The following is a 20007-nucleotide window of genomic DNA, read 5'->3' as shown; positions in this document are numbered from 1 at the left end:
GCCGATCAAATAAAGCCCGAAGGTTAACCAAGCGGCTGGGGGTTGCCCAGCGCAGTCTGCGATTTCAGTCTTCGATTTCACCGAGGGCCCGGCGGGCACGATCATCGCCGGCCCGGGCGGCCTGGCGCAGCAGGTCTTGGCCAATGCGTCGGTCCCGGGCGTTACCGCATTCACGGCACATCAACTGCCCAAGGCGACTTTGCGCGGCCACCACGCCTTCACGGGCCGGTTGCTTGAGCAAACGACCGGCCAGGTGCTTGACGCTGGGGCTGTCCCCTAGCCGTGGGCTATCGAGCAGCCACTCAGCCACCCGCATCGACATACGTTTGGGTGGGGTAACACCAGAGGGTGTGGAGGTAACAGGATTTGATACTGAGCGAAACTTCATAAAACACTGTGGGACAGATCGGAAGGCGCGCCACTCTACTCCTTTTTTCGTACGGGTAAAGCCGAAAAAAAACCGGCACGCCCGTGCTAGAGCAAGCGCTTGGGACAATCCACAGAAGCTGTGGATAACTCAGTGGACAACCCCCCCTGAACTCGCGCAAAGCCCTGTGGAACGGGGCCTGCGCTCAAACTGACGATTTTTTCACCAGTAAAAAAAAGCGATGTTTTTCATTGACTTAAATTTTGGATACAGGCACCCATCCCGGATTGTTTCGACATGACAGTTCGGTGACAGGTGGTACAGCGAGTGTGCACAAGTAACAGCCGAACCGGTTATAACGCTGCGATTTTTTGGCGCATCTGGCGGTAAAAGCTGGGGATAACCTGCGGCCATGCGTGAAGCGTGGGTGACGTAACCGCACCAGCAACCGTTGGGATCCTGTGCTAACCCGTTCCTCTTGAATCGGATTGAAAACCAACCCGTGGCGAGGGAGCTTGCTCCCGCTGGGCCGGGCTGACGCTCCAGCGCGCAGCGGCGCTGTTCTGGGCTGCTGCGCAGCCCAGCGGGAGCAAGCTCCCTCGCCACAGAACATGGCTCGGCTTTCCTGCCATGGCTCACTTGAATATTTTTTAACCAACGCCCTTCCCTTCATGGGTTCGATCCGTTAGTATCCGCAGCGTTAGTACCAAGCTGAAAGTCAATTCCGGGTCGAACACATCTCCGCGGTCAGCCATCCTCCAAAGGACGCCTCACCGAAAAAAGGAGACCGGCCCCCTCGATGGTTTCCAGGTAAACCTTGCGTCAACACAGCCTTTGATCGAATGCAAAGGGTGTTGCCAGGCTCATTACTCTGACCGAACCAACCTGCAAAATTGATCAGGATCTTCACCCCGGGCCCAGAACCTTTGCCCTCGATGTGTTGCCTGCCCTCCTAAGTACCTACCTGCCAGCCCAAGCGCGCACTTATATAGCGCTCAAACTGGCTGCTTTGTTCCAGTCGGGTTCTTCGTTCGACCAATGGTGGTCGACGTTACTGGAACGTTTTAACGTTGCACGGTTCTTAACCGTGTCATTTGTAGGAACACCCATAACATGTCTACTCAAATCCACGCACAGGATGCTATCCGCACCCTCACCAACGCTTTTGCCCCGATGAACTGCCTGATCATGGCCGCTCGCAAAGGCTGCTTCAGCTTCACGCTGGTCAACGAACACGGCATCGCCCGTCACAGCGAACGCCTGTACCCCGATCAGTACTCCAGCGCCGAACCGCTGCAGGCCGTGATCGAGCGTACTCGCCAGGCACTGGTTGCCTGAGACGCCAGAAACGCTGAAACCCCAAAGGCCCCGCCCAGAAAGCGGGGCTTTTTATTGCCCGAAATTTCTCGATTAAGCGAAACGGCGTAAGCACCAAGGGATATAAGGGTTATAACCGTTCGCCGAAGATGTTTTAAAAACAGACCTTTACAGCGGGAATATGACACTACACTTCAAGTCAAGCGGCATGATCCGCTTCCGGCGGGGCCTGGACCGATCCACCGCTGCCAAGCCCACACACTCAGGCTCCGCCCCTTTCACACTTCGAGGGTTTTATGGGTATCGCTGCCAGCGAACTGTGTCGATATGTGATCCGCCCGACGCTGCTCTACCTTGAGCGTCACAGCGCAACTGCGGAATCCTTGTTGCTGGGCATTGCCGCCAGCCAGTCGGCCCTGGGGTCAGCCCTGCATGATCGCCGCGGACATGGCCTGTATCGCATCACCGAGCTCCGACACCAGGCACTCTGGGACCATTACCTGGCACGAGACCCGGAACGGGCCAGCCTGGTCCGCGGCCTGGCCAGCCAGCACGCCTTTCTCAGCGGCCCGCACCTGGAGTTGACCGTCAACCTGCGCTACGCCACCGCCATCGCTTGGTTGCTGGTGGAGGAACAGAACACCCCGCTTCCCGACGCCGACGACCTGCTGGGCATGGCCCGCATCTGGCGTCAGACCTTTCATCCCCAAGGGCGCCTGCGAGATTTCACCTGTGCCTGGCGAAGCTGTGTTTCACCATTGAATCAGGTCGCTTGCTGATGGGAAATTTGGAAAGTTCCTACAACGGTCGCGAATCTGGTCGGATTGTCCTACAAAATGCCTCTAAATCAAGCGATACAGGCTATAGCGCCTGAACGAAAATGTTGGTAATTTTCGCCCCGGTGATCACCAGGAGTTCTAACAATGAAAAAAATGATGCTCAAAACCACCCTTGGCCTTGCCGTGACCTTGGCATCCACCCAACTTTTCGCCAGTGGCTTTGCCTTGAACGAACAAAGCATCAGTGGCATGGGCACTGGTTTCGCAGGTCGTTCTTCTGCCGCCGACGACGCCAGCACTGTCTTTGGCAACCCTGCCGGCATGTCGCGCCTCAAGCGCCAGCAAGTGACCGGTGGTTTCGCCGCCATTGACGCCTCCACCGACATCAACGATGCCAGCGGCACCCGTTCCGGTACCAACAAGGGCGACATGGTCCCGCTCACTGGCGTCCCGATGGGTTATTACGTCAAGCCCATCGATGACCAATGGGCTTTCGGCCTGGGTGTCTACGCACCGTTCGGCCTGATCACCGACTACGAAAACAGATTCCAGGGCCGTAACTTCGGCAGCAAGAGCGAAGTGAAGGTCGTGACCTTCCAGCCCACCGTCAGCTATGCCTTCAATGACCAGGTGTCGATTGGTTTTGGTCCGACGATCAACCGGATTTCGGGTGCCTTGGAGTCATCACTGACCACTCCGTTTTCGCCGAACGACGGCAATGTGAAGATCAAGGGCGACGACATTGGCTACGGCTATAATATCGGTCTTTTGGTCCAGGCGACGGATACCACTCGTGTCGGCCTGACCTACCACTCCAAGGTCAAGTACAAGCTTGAAGGTCACACCGACGTGGACGCGGCTGCAGGTACGCCTGGGTTCTTGCTGAGTGACGGGCGTTACGACGCTTCGCTGGACATCACCACGCCTGAGTCGGTGGACTTTTCGGTTACCCAGCAAATCAATGATGCCTGGACCGTCTACGCCGGCAGCACCTGGACCCGCTGGAGCCGCCTGAAAGAAATTACCGTAAACAACGACGTAACGAGCGGCGGCGCCCTGAACCCAACCCTCTTCGGCACCATCACCGAAGAACAGAATTGGCACGACACCTGGGCGTACGCCATCGGTACGTCCTACCAGTTGAACAAACAATGGGTACTGCGTACCGGCCTGTCCTTTGACCAGTCGCCTACCAACAACACTGACCGTTCGCCACGCATCCCAACCGGCGACCGCACTATCTTCAGCCTGGGCGCCGGCTGGAGTCCGACCGAAGACCTGACTATCGACGTGGCGTACTCCTACCTCAAGGAAGAAAAAGTCAACGTCAACCGGCGCAACGCGCTGGGCCAAGCCTACAACGCTGAATACGAAAACAGCGCCAACGGTTTCGGTGTCGGTGCAACCTACCGCTTCTGATGTTTCACGGCGAACCTGAACCCCTCGCCACCTGAAGCGAAAAAAAGCCCCGCACTCTGCAAAGAGGCGGGGCTTTTTCGTGGCCGGCGTCAGGGTTTGGAGGCGATGGCCGCTTCTACCGCCTTGATGAAATCGGGATCGTCAGGCTTGATCCGACTGGAAAAACTGCCAACGACCTTGCCCTGGCGGTCCACCACGTACTTGTAGAAATTCCATTTCGGCGCGCCGGATTGTTCAGCCAAGTGCTTGAACAGCGGTATCGCATCCGCGCCACGCACCGGCTGCGGTTCGGTCATGGTGAAGGTCACGCCGTAATTGACGTAGCAGACCTTGGCAGTTTCAGCCCCGTCCTTGGCTTCCTGCTTGAAGTCATTGGACGGTACACCCAGCACTTGCAAGCCTTGGTCCTTGTAGCGCTGGTTGAGCGCCTCAAGGCTTTTGAATTGCGGGGCGAACCCGCAGAAACTGGCGGTGTTGACCACCACCAGTGGCTTGCCCGCAAAGCGCTGGCACAAATCGACGGTTTCCTTGGCCCGCAGCTTGGGTAACGAACCCTCCAGCAACGGCGGGCAATCGGCGGCCCAGACTTGCCCGGTCACAGCCAGCAACAGGGCGGGAACAGCAAACCAGCGCATCAACATGTCGGCTTTCCTTAAAAGCATGTCAGACCACGACGTTACTCGCAGCGTCCGATGCCGTCCATTTGTTCAGCATGTGCCCATACCCAGTTGCATCAGGGCCAACCCGCCTTGGTGCCAACCCCACCAGGCGAACGCCAGCAGCAGGCCAGCACCGGCGGCGATCAACCACGGGCCGATGCGACTCATGCCGCACCCACCTGGACTTGCAGCCGCGCCACCGGCCGTTCACGCACCGGCCAGTTCAACGCCGCCGCCAACAGGCTGAGCAGGATCGACACTTGCCAGATCAAGTCGTAGCTGCCGGTGCGGTCATACACCACCCCGCCCAACCAACCACCGAGGAACGAGCCCAACTGGTGGAACAGGAACACGATCCCACCCAACATCGACAGATTTCGTACACCAAACAGGGTCGCTACCGTGCCGTTGGTCAACGGCACCGTCGACAGCCACAGCAAGCCCATCGCCATGCCAAACAGGTAAGCCGTGGTGGTCGTCACCGGCAGCCACAGGAACAAGCCGATCACCACCGCACGCAGCAAGTACAACCCGGTCAACAGGCGAGGCTTGGACATGCGCCCGCCCAGCCAACCAGCGGTGTAGGTGCCGAAGATATTGAACAACCCGACCAGCGCCAGCACGGTGGTGCCGACGCTGGCGGGCAGGTGTTGGTCCACCAGGTAGGCCGGCAGGTGTATCCCGATGAAAACCACTTGGAAACCACAGACAAAAAAGCCCACGGCCAACAGCCAGAAACCTGAATGACCGCACGCCTCGCGCAACGCTTCGGACAGGGTTTGCTCTTTGCCGCTCAGTGGCGCCGGCGCATCCTTGAGCATGTTCACCAACGGCACGATCAACGCCACCAGCAGCCCCAGCGCCAACAACGCCGCCGACCAACCGAGCCAGCCGATCAGTCCCAGCGTACCGGGCAGCATGGCGAACTGGCCGAAAGAACCGGCGGCACTGGCGATGCCCATGCCCATACTGCGTTTTTCCGCCGGTACGGCCCGCCCGACCACGCCCAGAATCACCGAGAACGACGTGCCCGACAGACCGATACCAATCAACAGGCCCGCGCTCAACGACAACGACCATGGCGAGTCGGCCATGCCCATGAACACCAGGCCCAGTGCGTACAGCACACCGCCAATCAGCACCACTTTCGCCGCACCGAAGCGGTCGGCCAGCGCGCCGGTGAAAGGCTGCGCCAGGCCCCAGATCAGGTTCTGCAAGGCGATGGCGAAGGCGAATACCTCACGGCCCCAGCCGAACTCGGCACTCATGGGCGCCAGGAACAGGCCGAAGCCATGCCGCACGCCCAGGGACAACGCCAGGATCAGCGCGCTGCCCACCAGGACCCAACCACAGGTACGCCACATCGATGTCATTTTTGTTCTCCAGTCGCGGGTATATACCCACTTATCCTCGAACGAACCGGCTTCACGCCAGTTCATCCAGCAAAGCCAGCAAGGTCGCACGCTTTTCCGCGCCCAACTTATCGATCAGTTTCTGCTGCGCCGCTTCCCAGGCCGGCAGCGCTGCCGCCAACCGGGCGTGCCCGGCGTCAGTAAGCACGACGATACGGTTACGCAAGTCGTCGCCCTCGGCCAATGCCACCAGCCCCTCGCCTTCCAGTACCCGCAGGTTACGCCCCAGGGTACTGCGATCCAGGCCCATGGCCTCGGCCAGGGAGGAAATACTCGGTTGGTCCAGGCGCGCCAGGTTGTTCAGTAGAGAATACTGGGCAACGTTGATCCCGAAGCCGTCGAGGGCGCCGTCGTAATACCTGCTGACGCCACGGGCGGCACGACGCAGGTTGATGCACAAACATTGGGAAGGAAGCATGGTGCGTGTATATACCCGGGGTTGGCTGAATGCAAATTCTAAGTGAAAAATCCGCGCCTGTTGGTACTGAAAAATTAATTGAGTCCGTGGCGAGGGAGCTTGCTCCCGCTGAGTGCGCAGCGCTCACAAAAAAGGGTCTGCTGCGCAGCCCTGCGGGAGCAAGCTCCCTCGCCACGGATTGAATCTGCCCATGTGGGCAGTGTTGCGCCCTTCCCTTCATCCGTTCTTGCGCTTTTGATCGCTGTCTCACGTGCACAAAAAAACCATAATTTTCAAAGGTTTTTGCCTTGAAGGCTTTCCAATAGCAGTTCATTGAGATTCAGGACCTGTAATGTCTGACAGGTTTCAGGTGCTTTGAATCGAGATATAACGACCCCGTACCTCCAGCCCCACCCAGGGTCTGAAGAAGGGTCGTGCGAAGCGTGCCACCAAGCAGTAGGAATATTTCGCCGCCCCCATGCCATTTCTGATCGTTAAATGGGAGTGTTTGTCATGTATCGCACCGACCCCATCACCCGCTCCTCCTCCGCCCGAGGCAACTTCCAACACGAGGATTCGCAATCAGTGGCGGTAAAACTCACGCGCAAGGAAACGGAGGTCCTGCAGTGGAGCGCCGCCGGCAAGTCCTCCTGGGAGATCAGCCAGATCATCAATTGCAGCGAGGCCGGGGTGAACTATCACTTCTGCAACATTCGTCGAAAATTCGGGGTGAACTCTCGCTGGACGGCGGCGCTCAAGGCGCTGGAGCTGGGGTTGATCGATAAACCGTACGTCAAGGGAAACGCCGATTGGCTGATCTAGCAAAGCAATTGCCGTCATGCAGTTCCAGGAAATCCAGCCCATGTCAGTTGAAAACGAAACACAAACGGTCCTTCTGGCGACCGACCAGAGCCAATCGATACTGGTGCAAATCAGCCCTACCGATTTCAGGCAGATGGCCTATTCCCCCTACGGTCACCGGTTGGCCGCTCAACTCGCCCCAACCTGCCTGGGTTTCAATGGAGAATATCGAGAGCAGCACACGGGCTGGTACATCCTGGGCAATGGTTACAGAGCCTATAACCCGGTGTTGAGGCGATTTCACAGTCCAGACGATTCAAGTCCGTTTGATCGTGGTGGCTTGAACGCCTACGCTTATTGTTTGGGAGACCCGATCAACTACCGTGATCCCACCGGACATCTCGGGATCTTCGGTTTAGGTGCATCACTCCTGAGTCGCCTGGCAACGCCCGCAGGGGCATTGACCGCAACGGCCGTTGTCAGCGGGGTTGCCGCTGTCGCGGTGATGAACAAGGACAATGCTGTCGGTACGGCACTGCTGGTTATCAGCGCTGCCTCAGGCCTGGGCGCGGGGTACCTTGCATGGGCTGGGCGCCCCGCCAGCAACCTGACGGGTGCAAGCGGGAAAACCGCTTTCAGCGGCAGGTCAGGCTCTGCTCAACAATACAAACGACTGTCCTCTGGCACGCGGTTGCCAAAACCTTATCCTGACTCGGCCATTACCGCTAAAGAAGTACCAAGGGCTTCCCGGCACAGGACGCAAGCCCAACGGCAAACCACCACGGCCCCGGAACGCAAAGAGTATTGGCCCGATGCAGCAGAGCAAGAAATGCGTCGCCGGCAAATATTGCAGGAGCAGGAAATCGCGCAACTTCAAGCCGCACATGCCCGATTAAACGCCGAAGACGCGGCGCTTATAGAAAGAGGTACAACGCGAACGCTACAACTCCAGAATGCCAATGTGCGAACATGACAACACCAGCCATACGCATTGTGTAGCAAGGGGATTTATCCCTGCTGGGCTGCGCAGCAATCCTGAAATTTCCTCCCCGGAGTGGCCGGCAGATGAATCAACAACGCTGGGGCTGCTTCGCAACCCAACGGGGATAAATCCCCTCGCCACAGGGGTTTGTGCCATTTCGAGCGACTCCAGCACCATAGCCTGCTTGAGCTGGCTATGGTGAACGAACGCTGTTCTTCAGTTGCTTAGGCGACGCAGTAGTTTGACTTGTTGCTGGCTCGCTGAATACGTGACGTCATCATATGAAGGCAAACCACCTGAATCTGACGAGATAGTCCGAGACAAACTTCCTCTCATCCCATCAGTAGAATCGAACATCCCGTGCGATCGCGAAACAGATGATGGAAGATCAGATAGCACCGCCCCCGATTGACCAATCGAACCAGACCAACTTGGCGTACGTGAGAGGTAAGGAGGCGGCGGATCAAATATCGCCGTTCCTGATCCAATCGAGCCTGCCGGGCTCCTAGGTGGAGAGTACGGAGGCGCCAGCTCAGCGACCCTCGCACGTTCTCCCATAGCTGCCGAGTGTTGGGTCCGGAGCCTCATTCGTAACTCATCCATAGAAATAGCGCCTTCTGGCGCAAGCCCCCCAGTACCCCGCGCCCCGGCCAATCGCCCCCTCCAAGTCCGACGTGCCCGCATCCCGGCGATTCCAAAACTGCCCGCTGTAACGATACCACTCGCTATAAACAATCCAATTGAAGCACTTTTATCCTTGCTAGCAGCTCCCGCCCAGAGCAAAGCGACACCCACGGCGGCGGCGACTGCTACCTGAAATACAGACATCGAAAAATGACCAGTCGGGTCGGCACATCTGCCCATGAATCTCGCACGCCAAGGCATTCTTCTGGTAGAAACTCTGCTGGCCCGGCTGATCGCCCGGGGCGCGGTCGACCAGACGATCCAGCGGATCGTAGCGGTAGCGAACCAACGAAATGTGGCGTGAATCAGACATGCGCAGGGCCCGTTCGGCATTGTTATCGAAAATAAGTGCCAACACAAAGTGCTGGCACTTCCCAATCAACTTCTCCTAACTTTTATATACCGCTCCAGTGCCTGCTGCCGTTCTTGTAGAATACTGTATTCAATTTCATGGTCTTTCCTGGGCAAGGCCGCCATTTCTCTCCCCAACTTCTCATGTTGTTTTTTATCGACGATTTTTTTTCTTGTTTCATATTGCGGGTGTGGTTTGATTTTTGGATATATTTGCTCACCGTTTTTATTTACAACGATCAGATTTTTTTTAGAAAAATCTATCTGAGAATGCGGAATCAGATCTTTTCTAACCTTGGCCCGTTTTTTAGTCTTCGCCGTCGGTACCTCAGCCCTCAAGGGCTGTATATCAGACCTCGCTGGTGGCGGAGTGCTTGGCTCAAACAAAGCCTCCACCCCTTCCCATGTATCCTTGCTTGAAGTCGATAAACGTGCCCCCGTGCTCACACCAACGTTATTCAATCCCTCAGCAGAACCGCGCGGCGCGAACGTACCCGCCACATCGGTAGCGACAGAGGCCGAAGCCTTAGGAGCCGTGGGAATACCGAGCATACGTTTCAAGCCCCGACCCAATGCTTGAAATCTTTTGACAAGCCCTCCAACGAGGGCATGCCCTGTTGGATCCGTAAAGTTAATGGGGTCCCCCTCACAATAGCTGTAACTGTTCAAACCGCCTTCGCCAAATGGACTGCGGTTGTCTGGACTATGGAACTGCATTAATACGGGATTGTAGACACGATAGCCGTTGCCCAATAAATACCAATCGACCTCCGGCTCCCTGAATTCTCCGTTGTAGCCAAGATGACTGGCTGGCGACTGATCGGCTCTGCCTTGACCATAGGCGCTATAGGCAAGGTCGTTCGCGACCGTCTCGCCAGACTCCCGCAAAACGCTGTTCTTGTCATCGACCGCCAATAGCAACGACTCTCCCTGCGTACCGAGCTGCTCGGCAAGCACCATGCCATCGGCCCGTACAAAGGTGCTACTGCCTTGGGCGCCCTGAAGCCGATTGGCCAACTCACCCTTCTGGTAGAATCGTGACTCGCTGGCCGCAGCCGTACTGCTCGCACTCAACGTATCCAACGCATCATAGCGATAACTGTTAGCCGGCTCCCCCGTCAACGAACTGACACTGATCAAGCGCCCCAAACTGTCATACTCCAGGATCCGTCCAGCTTCGTCCTGCAACAAATTGCCATTGGCGTCATAGCTGAACTCCAACCGTTGCGGGTAATCCGGCTGGAAGGTATTGGTGATGGCGGTCAATTGGCAGGGATCATCCGGATTGCCATATTCGTAGTAACTCGAGTTGCGCCCGCCCTCAAAAGTGGTCTCGACAAAGTCCAGGTTGTCCTGGGCATCGAAACCGAACATCTGGCCCTGGATGATCTTGCCGTAAGGGTCCTCGGGGGCCTGGCTGCCGCTGCAGGTGTAGTCGACCAGGCGTCCGCGCGAATCATAAGCATAGGTTTCGTCGCGCAGCGTCTCGCTGCCCTGCACCAGGGTGCGTTGGGTCAACCGGTCGACTTCGTCATAGACCTGGGTCAGGGTCTGGATCACCCCGCCACCCAGATCGAAGCGGCGCAGTACCTCGCGACCAAAATCGTCATACTCCAGATGGGTCTTCAACTGCTGGCTGCCGTCAACGGTCTCGATATCCTGGAGTTGTCCCCAATCATCGTAGGTAAAGCTCGAGCGGGTCGTGCCCAACTCGGTGGTGATCAAGCGGGCATAGCGGTCGTATTCAAAGGACTGGGTCTGTTCGAGCACATCGGTATAGCTGAGCAAACGCGCTTGCCGGCTGTACTCGTAATGCATGGTCCGGGTGGTTTCTCCGGTTTGTTCGCGGCTTTCGCTTTTCACTTCGCCAGTGCTGAAGTACTCGCGCAGCAGACGATGAGTGATGCCCTGCTGGTCTTGCTCCTCGGTTTGCAACAGCCGTGCGTTCTGCGAGTCGTAGCTGTAGACCGCGGTACTTTCCACGGCGATGCGCTGCTCCGGATCTTCGCCGAGTTCCGGCCGGTAGACATAACCGGTCTCCTGGCCGCTGGGGTGCTTGACACTTTTTGGCTGGGTTTGCCCCGGATCGAAGGTGTAGGTACTTTCCCGCCCACCGGTGATCGACACCGTCATCCGATCCAGGCCATCGAAGACCTGCTCACCCAGCACCGCACCATTGACACTGATCTCGACCGCCAGCTCTTCATCGCTGCTGTGGAGCGCATACTTGCGCTCGACCTCGGTGCTGTCCGGCAACAGGGTCTTGGTCATGCGATCGAACGCATCGTATTCATAACGGGTCCAGTTACCGGCGGCATCGTATTCCTCGGCGGTCCGCCCGAGCCCATCGTAATGGTAGAGGTGCTCGCTGATCATCTGCTCGCCGCAGTCGATGCGCTTGACGCTGTCGGGCTTGTCGAACAGGTTGTTGACGGTAACGGTCTTGCCCTGGCCTTCGAGCCATTGCGTGGTGGTGCGGGTAATCGGGTCGGTGATCTCGTGCTCCTCGACACCGTCGGGGCGGATCACACTGCGCTGCTCGCCCCAGTCGTCATAATTGAAGACACTGGTCAGCTCGATGTCCCTGTCCCGTTCCCAATCAGTCACGGTTTCGCTGGTCATCTGGTCGAGCTGGTTGTAGCTCGCCCGGTAGATCTCGCGGAACGCCGTCGTATCACCACCGAGGCCATCGGCATCGCGCCGGATTTCCTTGATCACCCGGTTATGCCCGTCAAGCCAAGAGATCGTCTCGACGCCCTTGACGTCGATGGCGCTTTGCGTGGCCTGCTGGTCCGCCGTGTCGACCAGCCTGTAGCTATAGCTGCGACTGGCCTCGTAGAGGGTGTCCGGGGCCACGGTTTCCTTGATCACCCGACCGAGCAGGTCGTACTCGGTGGCAATCGCCACGTCGTTGTCATCATGGCTGAGCAATGGCTCGCCATTGAGCAGCGAATGCTCCACGTTGAGGACTTTTTCCTCGCCATCAAAGCCACGCAGGGTATTGACCGTGTGCAAGACGGTTTCGCCGGCGCGGGCATTGCGGGTCTTGCTGTAGGCATAGTCGGTGGTGGTGGTCAGGTTGTTGAGGGTGACGGCGTCCTGCAACTTGCGCCCATGTTCAAAGGCATTGCCCGGGGCATTGATATAACTGTAGGTGCTCTGTTGCAGTAGCTGTTCGCCTTCCATCAAACGTTCGTCACTCAAGGCCAGCCAGCGCCCGACGCTGCCGAGCCCGGGATATTCGTCATAGCGATAGCGGGTTTGCAGGGTCGGCGCGGCGCCGTAGCCGGAAGGTGCCGGGGTGATGGTCTTGCTCTTGATGTTGCGCACGAAATCTTGCGGATCCTTCGGGCAACCGTCCTCCCCTTCGGAGTCGTACCAGGTGCTGGTTTCGGTCACGCCATTGGCATTGACCTGTACCAGCAGGTTGCCGAAATCATCGTAAGTGCTGGTGACGACTTCGGTATGCCGGGGCACCGTGGCGCTTGCATTGCGCCAGGTCTGAGTGATGCTTTTCGGCAGTTGGTAATACGCCGGTTGCTCGCTGAAGTCATCCAGCGGGTTGGCGTAGTATTCGGTCTCGGTGACCAGCAGGGTGTCGTCATTGTCCGGGACCTTGGCTTTCTGCAAAATTTCTTCGAGTACCAGGAGGTGGTAGCGATTGAACACTCGACGGGTGGTACGCACCGGTTTTTCGCTGACGGCGTCCCAGAGTATCTCTTTGGTTTCATACTGGTAGCTGCGCACCACGCCATCGCGGAAGAGGTGGTCCAGGTCATCATTGATCCAGGTGACGCCACTGCCATGGCCAAGGAAGTTATTGCCGGTGCGGTCGTACTCGTAATGGGTTTCGATGACGGCCTGCTCAAAGCCAGGGTCGCGTTTGTGCGACTGTACTCGCGGCAGGGTGCGGCTTATGCCGGGGAGGGCATGGGGCGTGCCTGAGTAAATGACCGTTTCATGGCCGCCAGTGGGGGTACGGACCTCCTTGAGCAGGGTCAGGCCACTCAGGGGGATGTATTCAAAACGCCAGGACCCCTTGTTCTCGGTCGGCAGGCCCTCGTCTTCGATGGGCAGGACGATGCTCCTGGTTTCACCGCCAAGGATGTTGAACACGAACAGCGCTTCATACCGGGTGCCCGGATGCAGCGTGACCTTCAGGGTATTGCCGCTGCGCGTCAGGCTCATCAGTTCCGTGCCATCGGCGTTGCAGATCTTGCTCAGTAGCGGGGTCGTGCCGAAGGCAACGTATTCCAGCGTCACGCTATGCCCCTGGGGCGAGCGCATTTCCACCGGCATGGCGAACTGGCCCTGGCCGACCTCAAGAATCTCCACCAGCCCGGACTTATGATCGACTCGGTAGCGCTGATTGCCCAGGTCATGGAAATGAAAGGAGTCGAGTTTCTTCTCCGGAATCTCCATACCGTTGTCCCCGTCGGCCCCCGTATTGGCCTTGAACGTTTCTCCGGTATACAGCGAGATGATCCGGCGGTTGGGATCATATTGCGAAAGCTGCAAGTTCCAACCCTTGCCGAAACCGCTGTCGGTATTGTTGAGCGGGTTGAAGTTCAATTGCAGCGGCACAACCGGACCGCACAAGTCATTGGCCTTGAGTTCGGGCAAGGAGATGGCGCATGTGTATTGTCCGGTCCGTGGGTCGACTTGATTGAGGATGAAACTCAAGAAGTTGAAGGCATTGGAATGTATCGAAGTTTCTGTCGACATGACTCATCTCCTGAACGCATGGAATATTTAAACAGCGCGACCTGCAACAGATCGCGCCTTGAGCCATCGGTATGACTAACCAATAATCCTGAGTTTGTTTCGATTATTCCCGTCGAAACCGATTTTTACATTGTGCCGGTTGCCATAGCGGTCAAACACGATCACATCCAGGGCCCGGTCGAAATCGGACTTGGTGTAACGCTCATAGCGCCAGAACTCACGACGTTGCAGGCTGAACAAAACTACGCCAGGGGGGACAGGGTTTCCCGGATGAACTGTTTGCTCCGGCACGTTAAGTTGACCGAGCAAACGCCTGTGGAGAATTTCATCGATGTGCAGGATCGTTTCTTTATTCTCGTTCTCATCACCGGAAATGGCATACCCGGTAATACTGTGAACATCTTCGAGCGTAGTGTCGCTTTCCCATTTCACCATGCTGCAGTTGCCGACGAACTGGACTTTTTTTATGGCAACCTGGGTGTTTCTGATCATCAACTTCAGGTAGTAATAGTCCAGCGTAGTCAGGTCATTTTCATCCTCCGGATTACCGTCGTCGACACGGATCGGCCAAGTACCAGGATCGCCAAAGGTAAAGGCCGTTACTCCCCCACTTCCTCCCTCTGGTGGCTCCATCGCGAACAGATCGATAACTTTAGTGCCCGTTGAATCTTCCGGCGTCGGATTGGAATAGAGGGTTTCGAAACTGTCACTGCGTATCCTCGCCGACACCCGCAAATCTTCAATACTGTGGGTCTGGACAAAAAACTCCTTGAGCACCATCCCTTTGGGCCTGTTCTGTTGCGCCTCCTGGTTGAACGCAGGCGTTGGGTAGGGGTCGTAAACATTCTCGGCTTCTGTGTAATGCCATTTGCCACCTTCCGGCACCCCGTCCTCACCCACTTCCGGCAATGAGACTTTCTGTTCCGCCGTGACCAGCTTGATACTCTCGAACTCGCTCTCCGACACCATTGCGTCCCCTACGGGCTTGAAACGCACCGTCACCTTGGCCTGTTGCAGGCCATTGGCATACACCGTGGGGGGCTTGGTGCTGACTTCAAAATCGAAGACATCGTAGTCGGTCCACTCCGATTGCCGGGCGTGCTCGGACAAGTGGATGATGCTGTAGCCAAAGTGGTCGAAAAACTCACCGATATTGCTGATCTTCACCACGCTGTAGGGCAGCGTGATTGTCTCAGGCGCGGTGAATCTGCCGGTTTGCGGATCGATGGTGCCCTCCCCGGCGACCACTTCCCAGGTGAACTGTTCCGGGCGGTAGGGGTTCGGCGGCGTCAACAGTGCAGTACCGTTGGGGCGCACCCCTGGGTGCAGGGCTGGCGTGACATTCAAGGAGAAATGGCCTTGGCGCAGCAGTACCGTGGCAACGGCTTTCTCGCCAGTACTGGTGTCCTCGACATCGAACAGCACCGCCTCGAGCGTGTGATCCGGCAGGTCAGACGACGGTGGGGTATAAACGGCTTCGTCGCCCTCAACGTGCAACGAACCGACATTGCTGCGCGGGGTCCAGCGGAACGGCCCGGTGCCCACGGAGGTGGCCTTGAGCCGTACCTGGCGGCGATCGTCCATCTCGATCAATAACATCGAGGGCGTGACCACCACGCCGGTCAGGACCACCACGACCAGGGCCGAGGCGGTGACCTCCTTGCCCGTCGTCGAATCGGTGTAGGTGGCCGTGACCACATTGCGTATGGCACTGCCGTCGAGCAAGTGAACGTCCGGCGCCAGATACTCGCCATTGGTGATGGTGCCCACCGCACGACTGCCATCGACACTGCGCACGCTCCATGTGACATCCGAGCTCCGATAGCCCAGTTGCCGAATGGTGAATTTTTGTGTGTCGCCCGCCTTGACCACGGGCAGCAAGGGATCGAGGGTGAACGTGGTTTCCTTTGGATCGATATGGCCGACCATCAGTAGGTCGCCTGGCAGTCGGGCTTCGGTTAATTGCAAGGCGTTGCGTTCAGGAAACAACAGGTTGCTGATGGCTAGAACGTTGATTTCGGGAATACCAAAGCTTTTGAATCGAGCTGTATCACGAAAAAGTGCCGAGTACTCATCCAGTTTGGACTGCATCGAAGGGTCGTAATTTTTATAAACCCCCTGCCAGAACTCCAGATTCGTATAGCTATCTATCAGAGGCCGGCTATTAAAAGAAAAATTGGCCACCAAAGGTCGCACCTTGAAGGTCAGCGTATTATTGGAGGAGTCCACCTGAGGATCAAATGTAATATTCACATTCGGGGTAACCTCCACATCGGGATAATAGTACTCATCCAGCCAGGTAAAATCCCAAATATGCACTACAAAGGGCTGAAGCTGCAGTCCTGACCAACTCATTTGTAGCGCCGCATCTTGCGTTGCAACAATACGCAAAGCGTATGCGCTATCTGCGGAGTAAAACGTAAGTTTGTGTTCCCCTACACTAGCCACACTTTCTTTTCGCCCTGGCGAGTCATGCCAACGATGCAAATATCCGGGCAATGGTAATGCCCCGGTAACGGCTTGGAGCGATCGAGCAGTATAATTCGACTCAAAAATCCGCTCAAAAGTAATACCATTACCAATCATGCTTCCGACTGAGTACTGCACGTACCAGTCAAATACCACGCGGCTGGCCAACACCAACGAACCCGAGTACAGCGCCTTGCCGGTAGTAGGATGCCGATCATCGGGAATCAGATAATCCAAGGCGCCTTCACCCGGATCACCGCCCTCCTGCGGATTGCCCTTGGTCCTGACCAACAGCACCACGGCGCCCTCACCGTAGTCGTCGGACGCACGGTTCTTGCCTTCGTCCGTGGCCATGGTACGAATCCAAAATGAGCGCGGTGCGAGCAGATCGACATCGCGCAGGTCGAGCATGCCCAGCTCATACACCCGGTCTTCAGGTTTTTGTTCGAGAAACAAAGCCTTGAAGAAATCGCCCAGGATTTCCTGGGCCCGGCTCTCGTTAACCAGGTTGCAACGGCAGTTGTAGCCATCGCCGATATCGATAATCACCCTGCCCTGCTCATTGACCGTGCCGCGACTGGCGGCCAGGTCAATATCCATCGTCATGGTGTAACCCTGGTTGGCGCCGACCACATAACTGTAGAGAACCGCCCCGGGCAGTTGGCCGGACCCCTTGCGTACATAGGAGACCGTGCCCGAGACAATGTCCATGGTCGCGGTCGCCCGTGAGTTACGCAGCGAGGCTTTTTCAAAGCTCAAGCGCGGATGGCTGAGGATCAACCCGCTCATCTCCAGGTATTCACTCTCATCCGGCGTCATGAATGGCGCACCGAAGATGCGCTTGAGAAAGCTCTCCTTATTGAAGCGGGTAATATATTGCTGCTCCAACAGGCTGTTGACCTTGGCTCGATTCATGAAGACCACGGCGTCCCATCCGAGCGTGACCGATTTGCCTTTCATCCTGTTCGTCAGTGCATCTAATGAATAAGTTGTCATGGCCTTCACCTTCAATGAATAAAAACCAACGGTGAGCGTTAGCGAAAAGAACTTGCCGGGGGGCGGTATTCTTCGCGGAGGTCAGTCAAGGTCCTGATCGGACTCGGGGGCCTTGCTCTTATTGCCGACGAGGTCGATATATTTATCGAGCGGCAGTGGAATGGCGGCGAGGGCATGAGTGTCCAGGTCTAAGTCCTGGACCGTGCCCGAAATCACCGCCAGGCTGCCCGGCGGGACAAACGCCGGTTGCTGGTAATCGCCGGTCTGATCGTCAAAGGTTCCCACCCCACCGTGGAATTTCCAGATCACCCTTGAAGGGTCTATCGGGCCGTTCTTGCCCCGCATTTCAAACCGCACATTGCCGCTGGCAGGATCGCTCTCCTCGGAAATGTACATGATCCCGTTGACACCGAGTTTGGTGATCAGGAAATGGATATAGGAGGTCGTCGTCACGCCCTCGACCACTTGTTTTATCTCAATTCTGTCCATGTAAAACGCTATCAGGGGATCCGTGCCACCCGGCCCCGCGACGTATTTACGCTGGTTGGGTTCACCTGGCACCGGTGCCAGCGTCGAGCCCCATTGCGGCGTGAGAAGGTTCCACTCCAGAGTTCCACCATTCACCGATTCAGCGGTAAATTTTCTGTCCTCGCCAGGGTCGCCGGCGTCATACAGGGGGTTGGCAACGATCGCGCTACTGAGAACGGTGACCAGTGCCGAGCTTTTTGCTGTTACTCCGTTCAAGGTCCCTTCGGCAGTTACCACGACCGCAAGAAAGCCATCGGGCAATTGGTCCGCGTCCGGGGCGGTAAAATAACCGGTTGAACTGATCAGTTCCGGCATGCTGACTTGCCTGTCAATATCTTGGACCGTCCAGGTGAGATTGGTGGGCGTTGGGCTCACGTTGAATTGAATACGTCCCCTGTTCGCCTCGATTGTCGAGTTTGCCGGTGACAGGACGATCGTTGTGCGCAACGGGTCGATCTCGCCGAATACCGCCAAGTCACCGGGGACGAATGCTTCGCTCAGGTGCAAGGCATTGTGACCTGGGAATAAAAGATTCCTGATCAGGAAGGTGTCAATTGACGGTATTTCAATTTTTTCAACCACATCGGAAATCGTTGAGCTGATCCTGTCTTTAATGAAGTTTTTCGTTTCAGCCTCACCGTCCATGTTCCAAAAATAATCAGCAGATCCATGAAAGGTGGTAACGGCATCCATATGTAAAACACCTGAATTGATTAGTTCTACATGACCAGACTCCCTATCCAGCGCGGCATCAAGCTTCATCCCCATATTATAATTAGAGCTATAGTCAAAATCATGTTTCGGATTAGTTGCCGGTACTTTGCATCGACCAGACACAATACCTTTCCAGTCAATGACCACGCTGCCAGCGGAACCATAATCCACTGTCAAACCCGTTGCAGAGCTGTCGATTTTTCTAAAAACATAAGAGAACGGGTTCAACTTACTATTAGTAAAACCCTCGGTCTGGGTGGGGGCGTACCAATACTTATAGAATGCCGTGTCATAACCGATATCTGCCCCGCCAGCTGTGGCTTCCAACGTCGTCGCCCTATCCAGGCCAGTATCCACCGCTCTCAGTACCAACTCTTTACCGATAGAGGCTTCCAATGCTGGCTTGAGAACCTTGCTTGCAAGGATTCGGCTGGACAGCAACATGGCCCCTGTAAATTTCTGACCATTGCCATCAGCAGGAATCATGTAGGGATCTCGGGCACTAAGATATTCGTTGCCGTCCTGGCCGTCCCTCAAAGTAATGAACAGGATGACAGCACCATCGCCGTATTGTTCGTCCCCGAACAATGCATTGGGGTCGGACTTCATGGTTCGGACTTCAAAGTTATTCGGGGTCAGAATACCGTTCATATCGCCCTCAAGCCGTCCCAAAGGAAACCATGACAATTTAGTCCCCAATGACTTGATGAATTCTTCAAAGCGTTTCCCGACGTCGGCCATTGCCAGTTCACCGACCACAAAGTTGGCCTTGAAGTTATCGGCATCGCGCAAGTCGATGAAGACGTCGCCCAATCCAGTGACCCTCGCCTTGGTCACTGGCTGATCCATCCACAGTTGCGGACCGCCTACCGGCATTACCTTTAATATCCGGGAAACGAAAAGTCTGTTTCCCGTGAGTTTTTTTGTGCTGACTATCATTCCGCCGATCATGTCCATGGTCAGGCGCGTCTTTGCCGGCAAGCTGGGATCGGAGATTTCGAAGGACAGCCGTGGAGCTCCCAGCTTAAGATCAAACATATGCTCGGTATAAGAGCCGTCCCCCCATCTGCCCTCCATGGTAACCGGTTCGATATAACCATCTTCGCTATTGAAACGCTCGACATACAATTGAAACAGCAACTCATTGGTCTTGCGTTGATCGTAAAGCGTTATGGCGTCCCAGCCATAAGTCAGGGACTTGCCTTGCATCTGGTTGACCAATTGCGTCAACGTCAATTTACTCATGACTGTTCACTCCCATCACCAATAAAGTTACGTCTGACTGTCGAGTGATGCCAAACGCAGGGCGCACGATGCCAGGCGTGTCATACGACAGACCGCGATACAAACATCACAACCAATGAATCCAGCAGTAGCAGAACGCATTCAACTACTTGCCGAGCTAGT

General features: G+C 56.4%; 13 protein-coding genes. 6 read left to right on the top strand and 7 right to left on the bottom strand.

Annotated features, from left to right (window positions below; genetic code table 11):
• Positions 1 to 64 precede the first annotated feature (64 nt).
• A complete protein-coding gene (locus tag AB4N80_RS13045; protein ID WP_122569193.1) occupies positions 65 to 388 on the bottom strand; it encodes an SEL1-like repeat protein in 324 nt (107 codons plus the stop codon).
• Positions 389 to 1480: 1092 nt separating this feature from the next.
• On the opposite strand from AB4N80_RS13045, the gene AB4N80_RS13040 reads away from it, so the two are divergent.
• The 3 genes from AB4N80_RS13040 to AB4N80_RS13030 all read left to right on the top strand — a co-directional run bounded on the left by AB4N80_RS13040 (position 1481) and on the right by AB4N80_RS13030 (position 3882).
• Positions 1481 to 1705 (top strand): hypothetical protein, encoded by a 225-nt coding sequence (locus AB4N80_RS13040; protein ID WP_003204606.1) that lies wholly within the window; start codon positions 1481 to 1483, stop codon positions 1703 to 1705.
• Positions 1706 to 1980: 275 nt separating this feature from the next.
• Positions 1981 to 2463 (top strand): hypothetical protein, encoded by a 483-nt coding sequence (locus AB4N80_RS13035; protein WP_122569194.1) that lies wholly within the window; start codon positions 1981 to 1983, stop codon positions 2461 to 2463.
• 144 nt (positions 2464 to 2607) lie between these two features.
• On the top strand, positions 2608 to 3882 hold the full coding sequence (locus AB4N80_RS13030; protein WP_122569195.1) for an OmpP1/FadL family transporter: 1275 nt from the start codon (positions 2608 to 2610) through the stop codon (positions 3880 to 3882).
• 89 nt (positions 3883 to 3971) lie between these two features.
• Here AB4N80_RS13030 and AB4N80_RS13025 read toward each other — a convergent pair whose 3' ends face one another.
• From AB4N80_RS13025 to AB4N80_RS13015, 3 genes are all read right to left on the bottom strand, one after another.
• The gene (locus tag AB4N80_RS13025; protein ID WP_122569196.1) at positions 3972 to 4523 is read right to left on the bottom strand and encodes a glutathione peroxidase; all 552 of its coding nucleotides are present in this window, start codon (positions 4521 to 4523) and stop codon (positions 3972 to 3974) included.
• A gap of 182 nt (positions 4524 to 4705) precedes the next feature.
• Positions 4706 to 5914: an MFS transporter gene (locus tag AB4N80_RS13020; protein WP_460082363.1), complete on the bottom strand. Its 1209-nt coding sequence runs from the start codon at positions 5912 to 5914 to the stop codon at positions 4706 to 4708.
• Positions 5915 to 5966: 52 nt separating this feature from the next.
• Positions 5967 to 6371: a MarR family winged helix-turn-helix transcriptional regulator gene (locus AB4N80_RS13015; protein WP_072348667.1), complete on the bottom strand. Its 405-nt coding sequence runs from the start codon at positions 6369 to 6371 to the stop codon at positions 5967 to 5969.
• Positions 6372 to 6863: 492 nt separating this feature from the next.
• On the opposite strand from AB4N80_RS13015, the gene AB4N80_RS13010 reads away from it, so the two are divergent.
• The 3 genes from AB4N80_RS13010 to AB4N80_RS13000 all read left to right on the top strand — a co-directional run bounded on the left by AB4N80_RS13010 (position 6864) and on the right by AB4N80_RS13000 (position 9121).
• Positions 6864 to 7172, top strand: a complete 309-nt coding sequence (locus AB4N80_RS13010) for a LuxR family transcriptional regulator (RefSeq protein WP_122569198.1) — start codon at positions 6864 to 6866, stop codon at positions 7170 to 7172.
• Between the two features lie 40 nt (positions 7173 to 7212).
• Positions 7213 to 8124, top strand: a complete 912-nt coding sequence (locus AB4N80_RS13005; RefSeq protein WP_240998548.1) for an RHS repeat-associated core domain-containing protein — start codon at positions 7213 to 7215, stop codon at positions 8122 to 8124.
• Positions 8125 to 8995: 871 nt separating this feature from the next.
• A complete protein-coding gene (locus AB4N80_RS13000; RefSeq protein WP_277343045.1) occupies positions 8996 to 9121 on the top strand; it encodes a hypothetical protein in 126 nt (41 codons plus the stop codon).
• A 74-nt stretch (positions 9122 to 9195) separates the two neighbouring features.
• Here the strand turns inward: AB4N80_RS13000 and AB4N80_RS12995 are convergent, their stop codons facing one another.
• From AB4N80_RS12995 to AB4N80_RS12985, 3 genes are all read right to left on the bottom strand, one after another.
• Positions 9196 to 13893, bottom strand: a complete 4698-nt coding sequence (locus AB4N80_RS12995; RefSeq protein WP_460082359.1) for an RHS repeat domain-containing protein — start codon at positions 13891 to 13893, stop codon at positions 9196 to 9198.
• Positions 13894 to 13968: 75 nt separating this feature from the next.
• Positions 13969 to 17358 carry a hypothetical protein gene (locus AB4N80_RS12990; protein WP_460082356.1) on the bottom strand — a complete coding sequence of 1130 codons (3390 nt, stop codon included), beginning with the start codon at positions 17356 to 17358 and terminating at the stop codon, positions 13969 to 13971.
• 81 nt (positions 17359 to 17439) lie between these two features.
• Positions 17440 to 19845: a hypothetical protein gene (locus AB4N80_RS12985; protein WP_460082354.1), complete on the bottom strand. Its 2406-nt coding sequence runs from the start codon at positions 19843 to 19845 to the stop codon at positions 17440 to 17442.
• Positions 19846 to 20007 lie beyond the last annotated feature (162 nt).

The sequence above is a fragment of the Pseudomonas sp. H3_A02 genome, from assembly GCF_054671965.1.
Note: the sequence above shows the minus strand (reverse complement) of the source record. Positions and strands in the feature narration are given on the sequence as shown.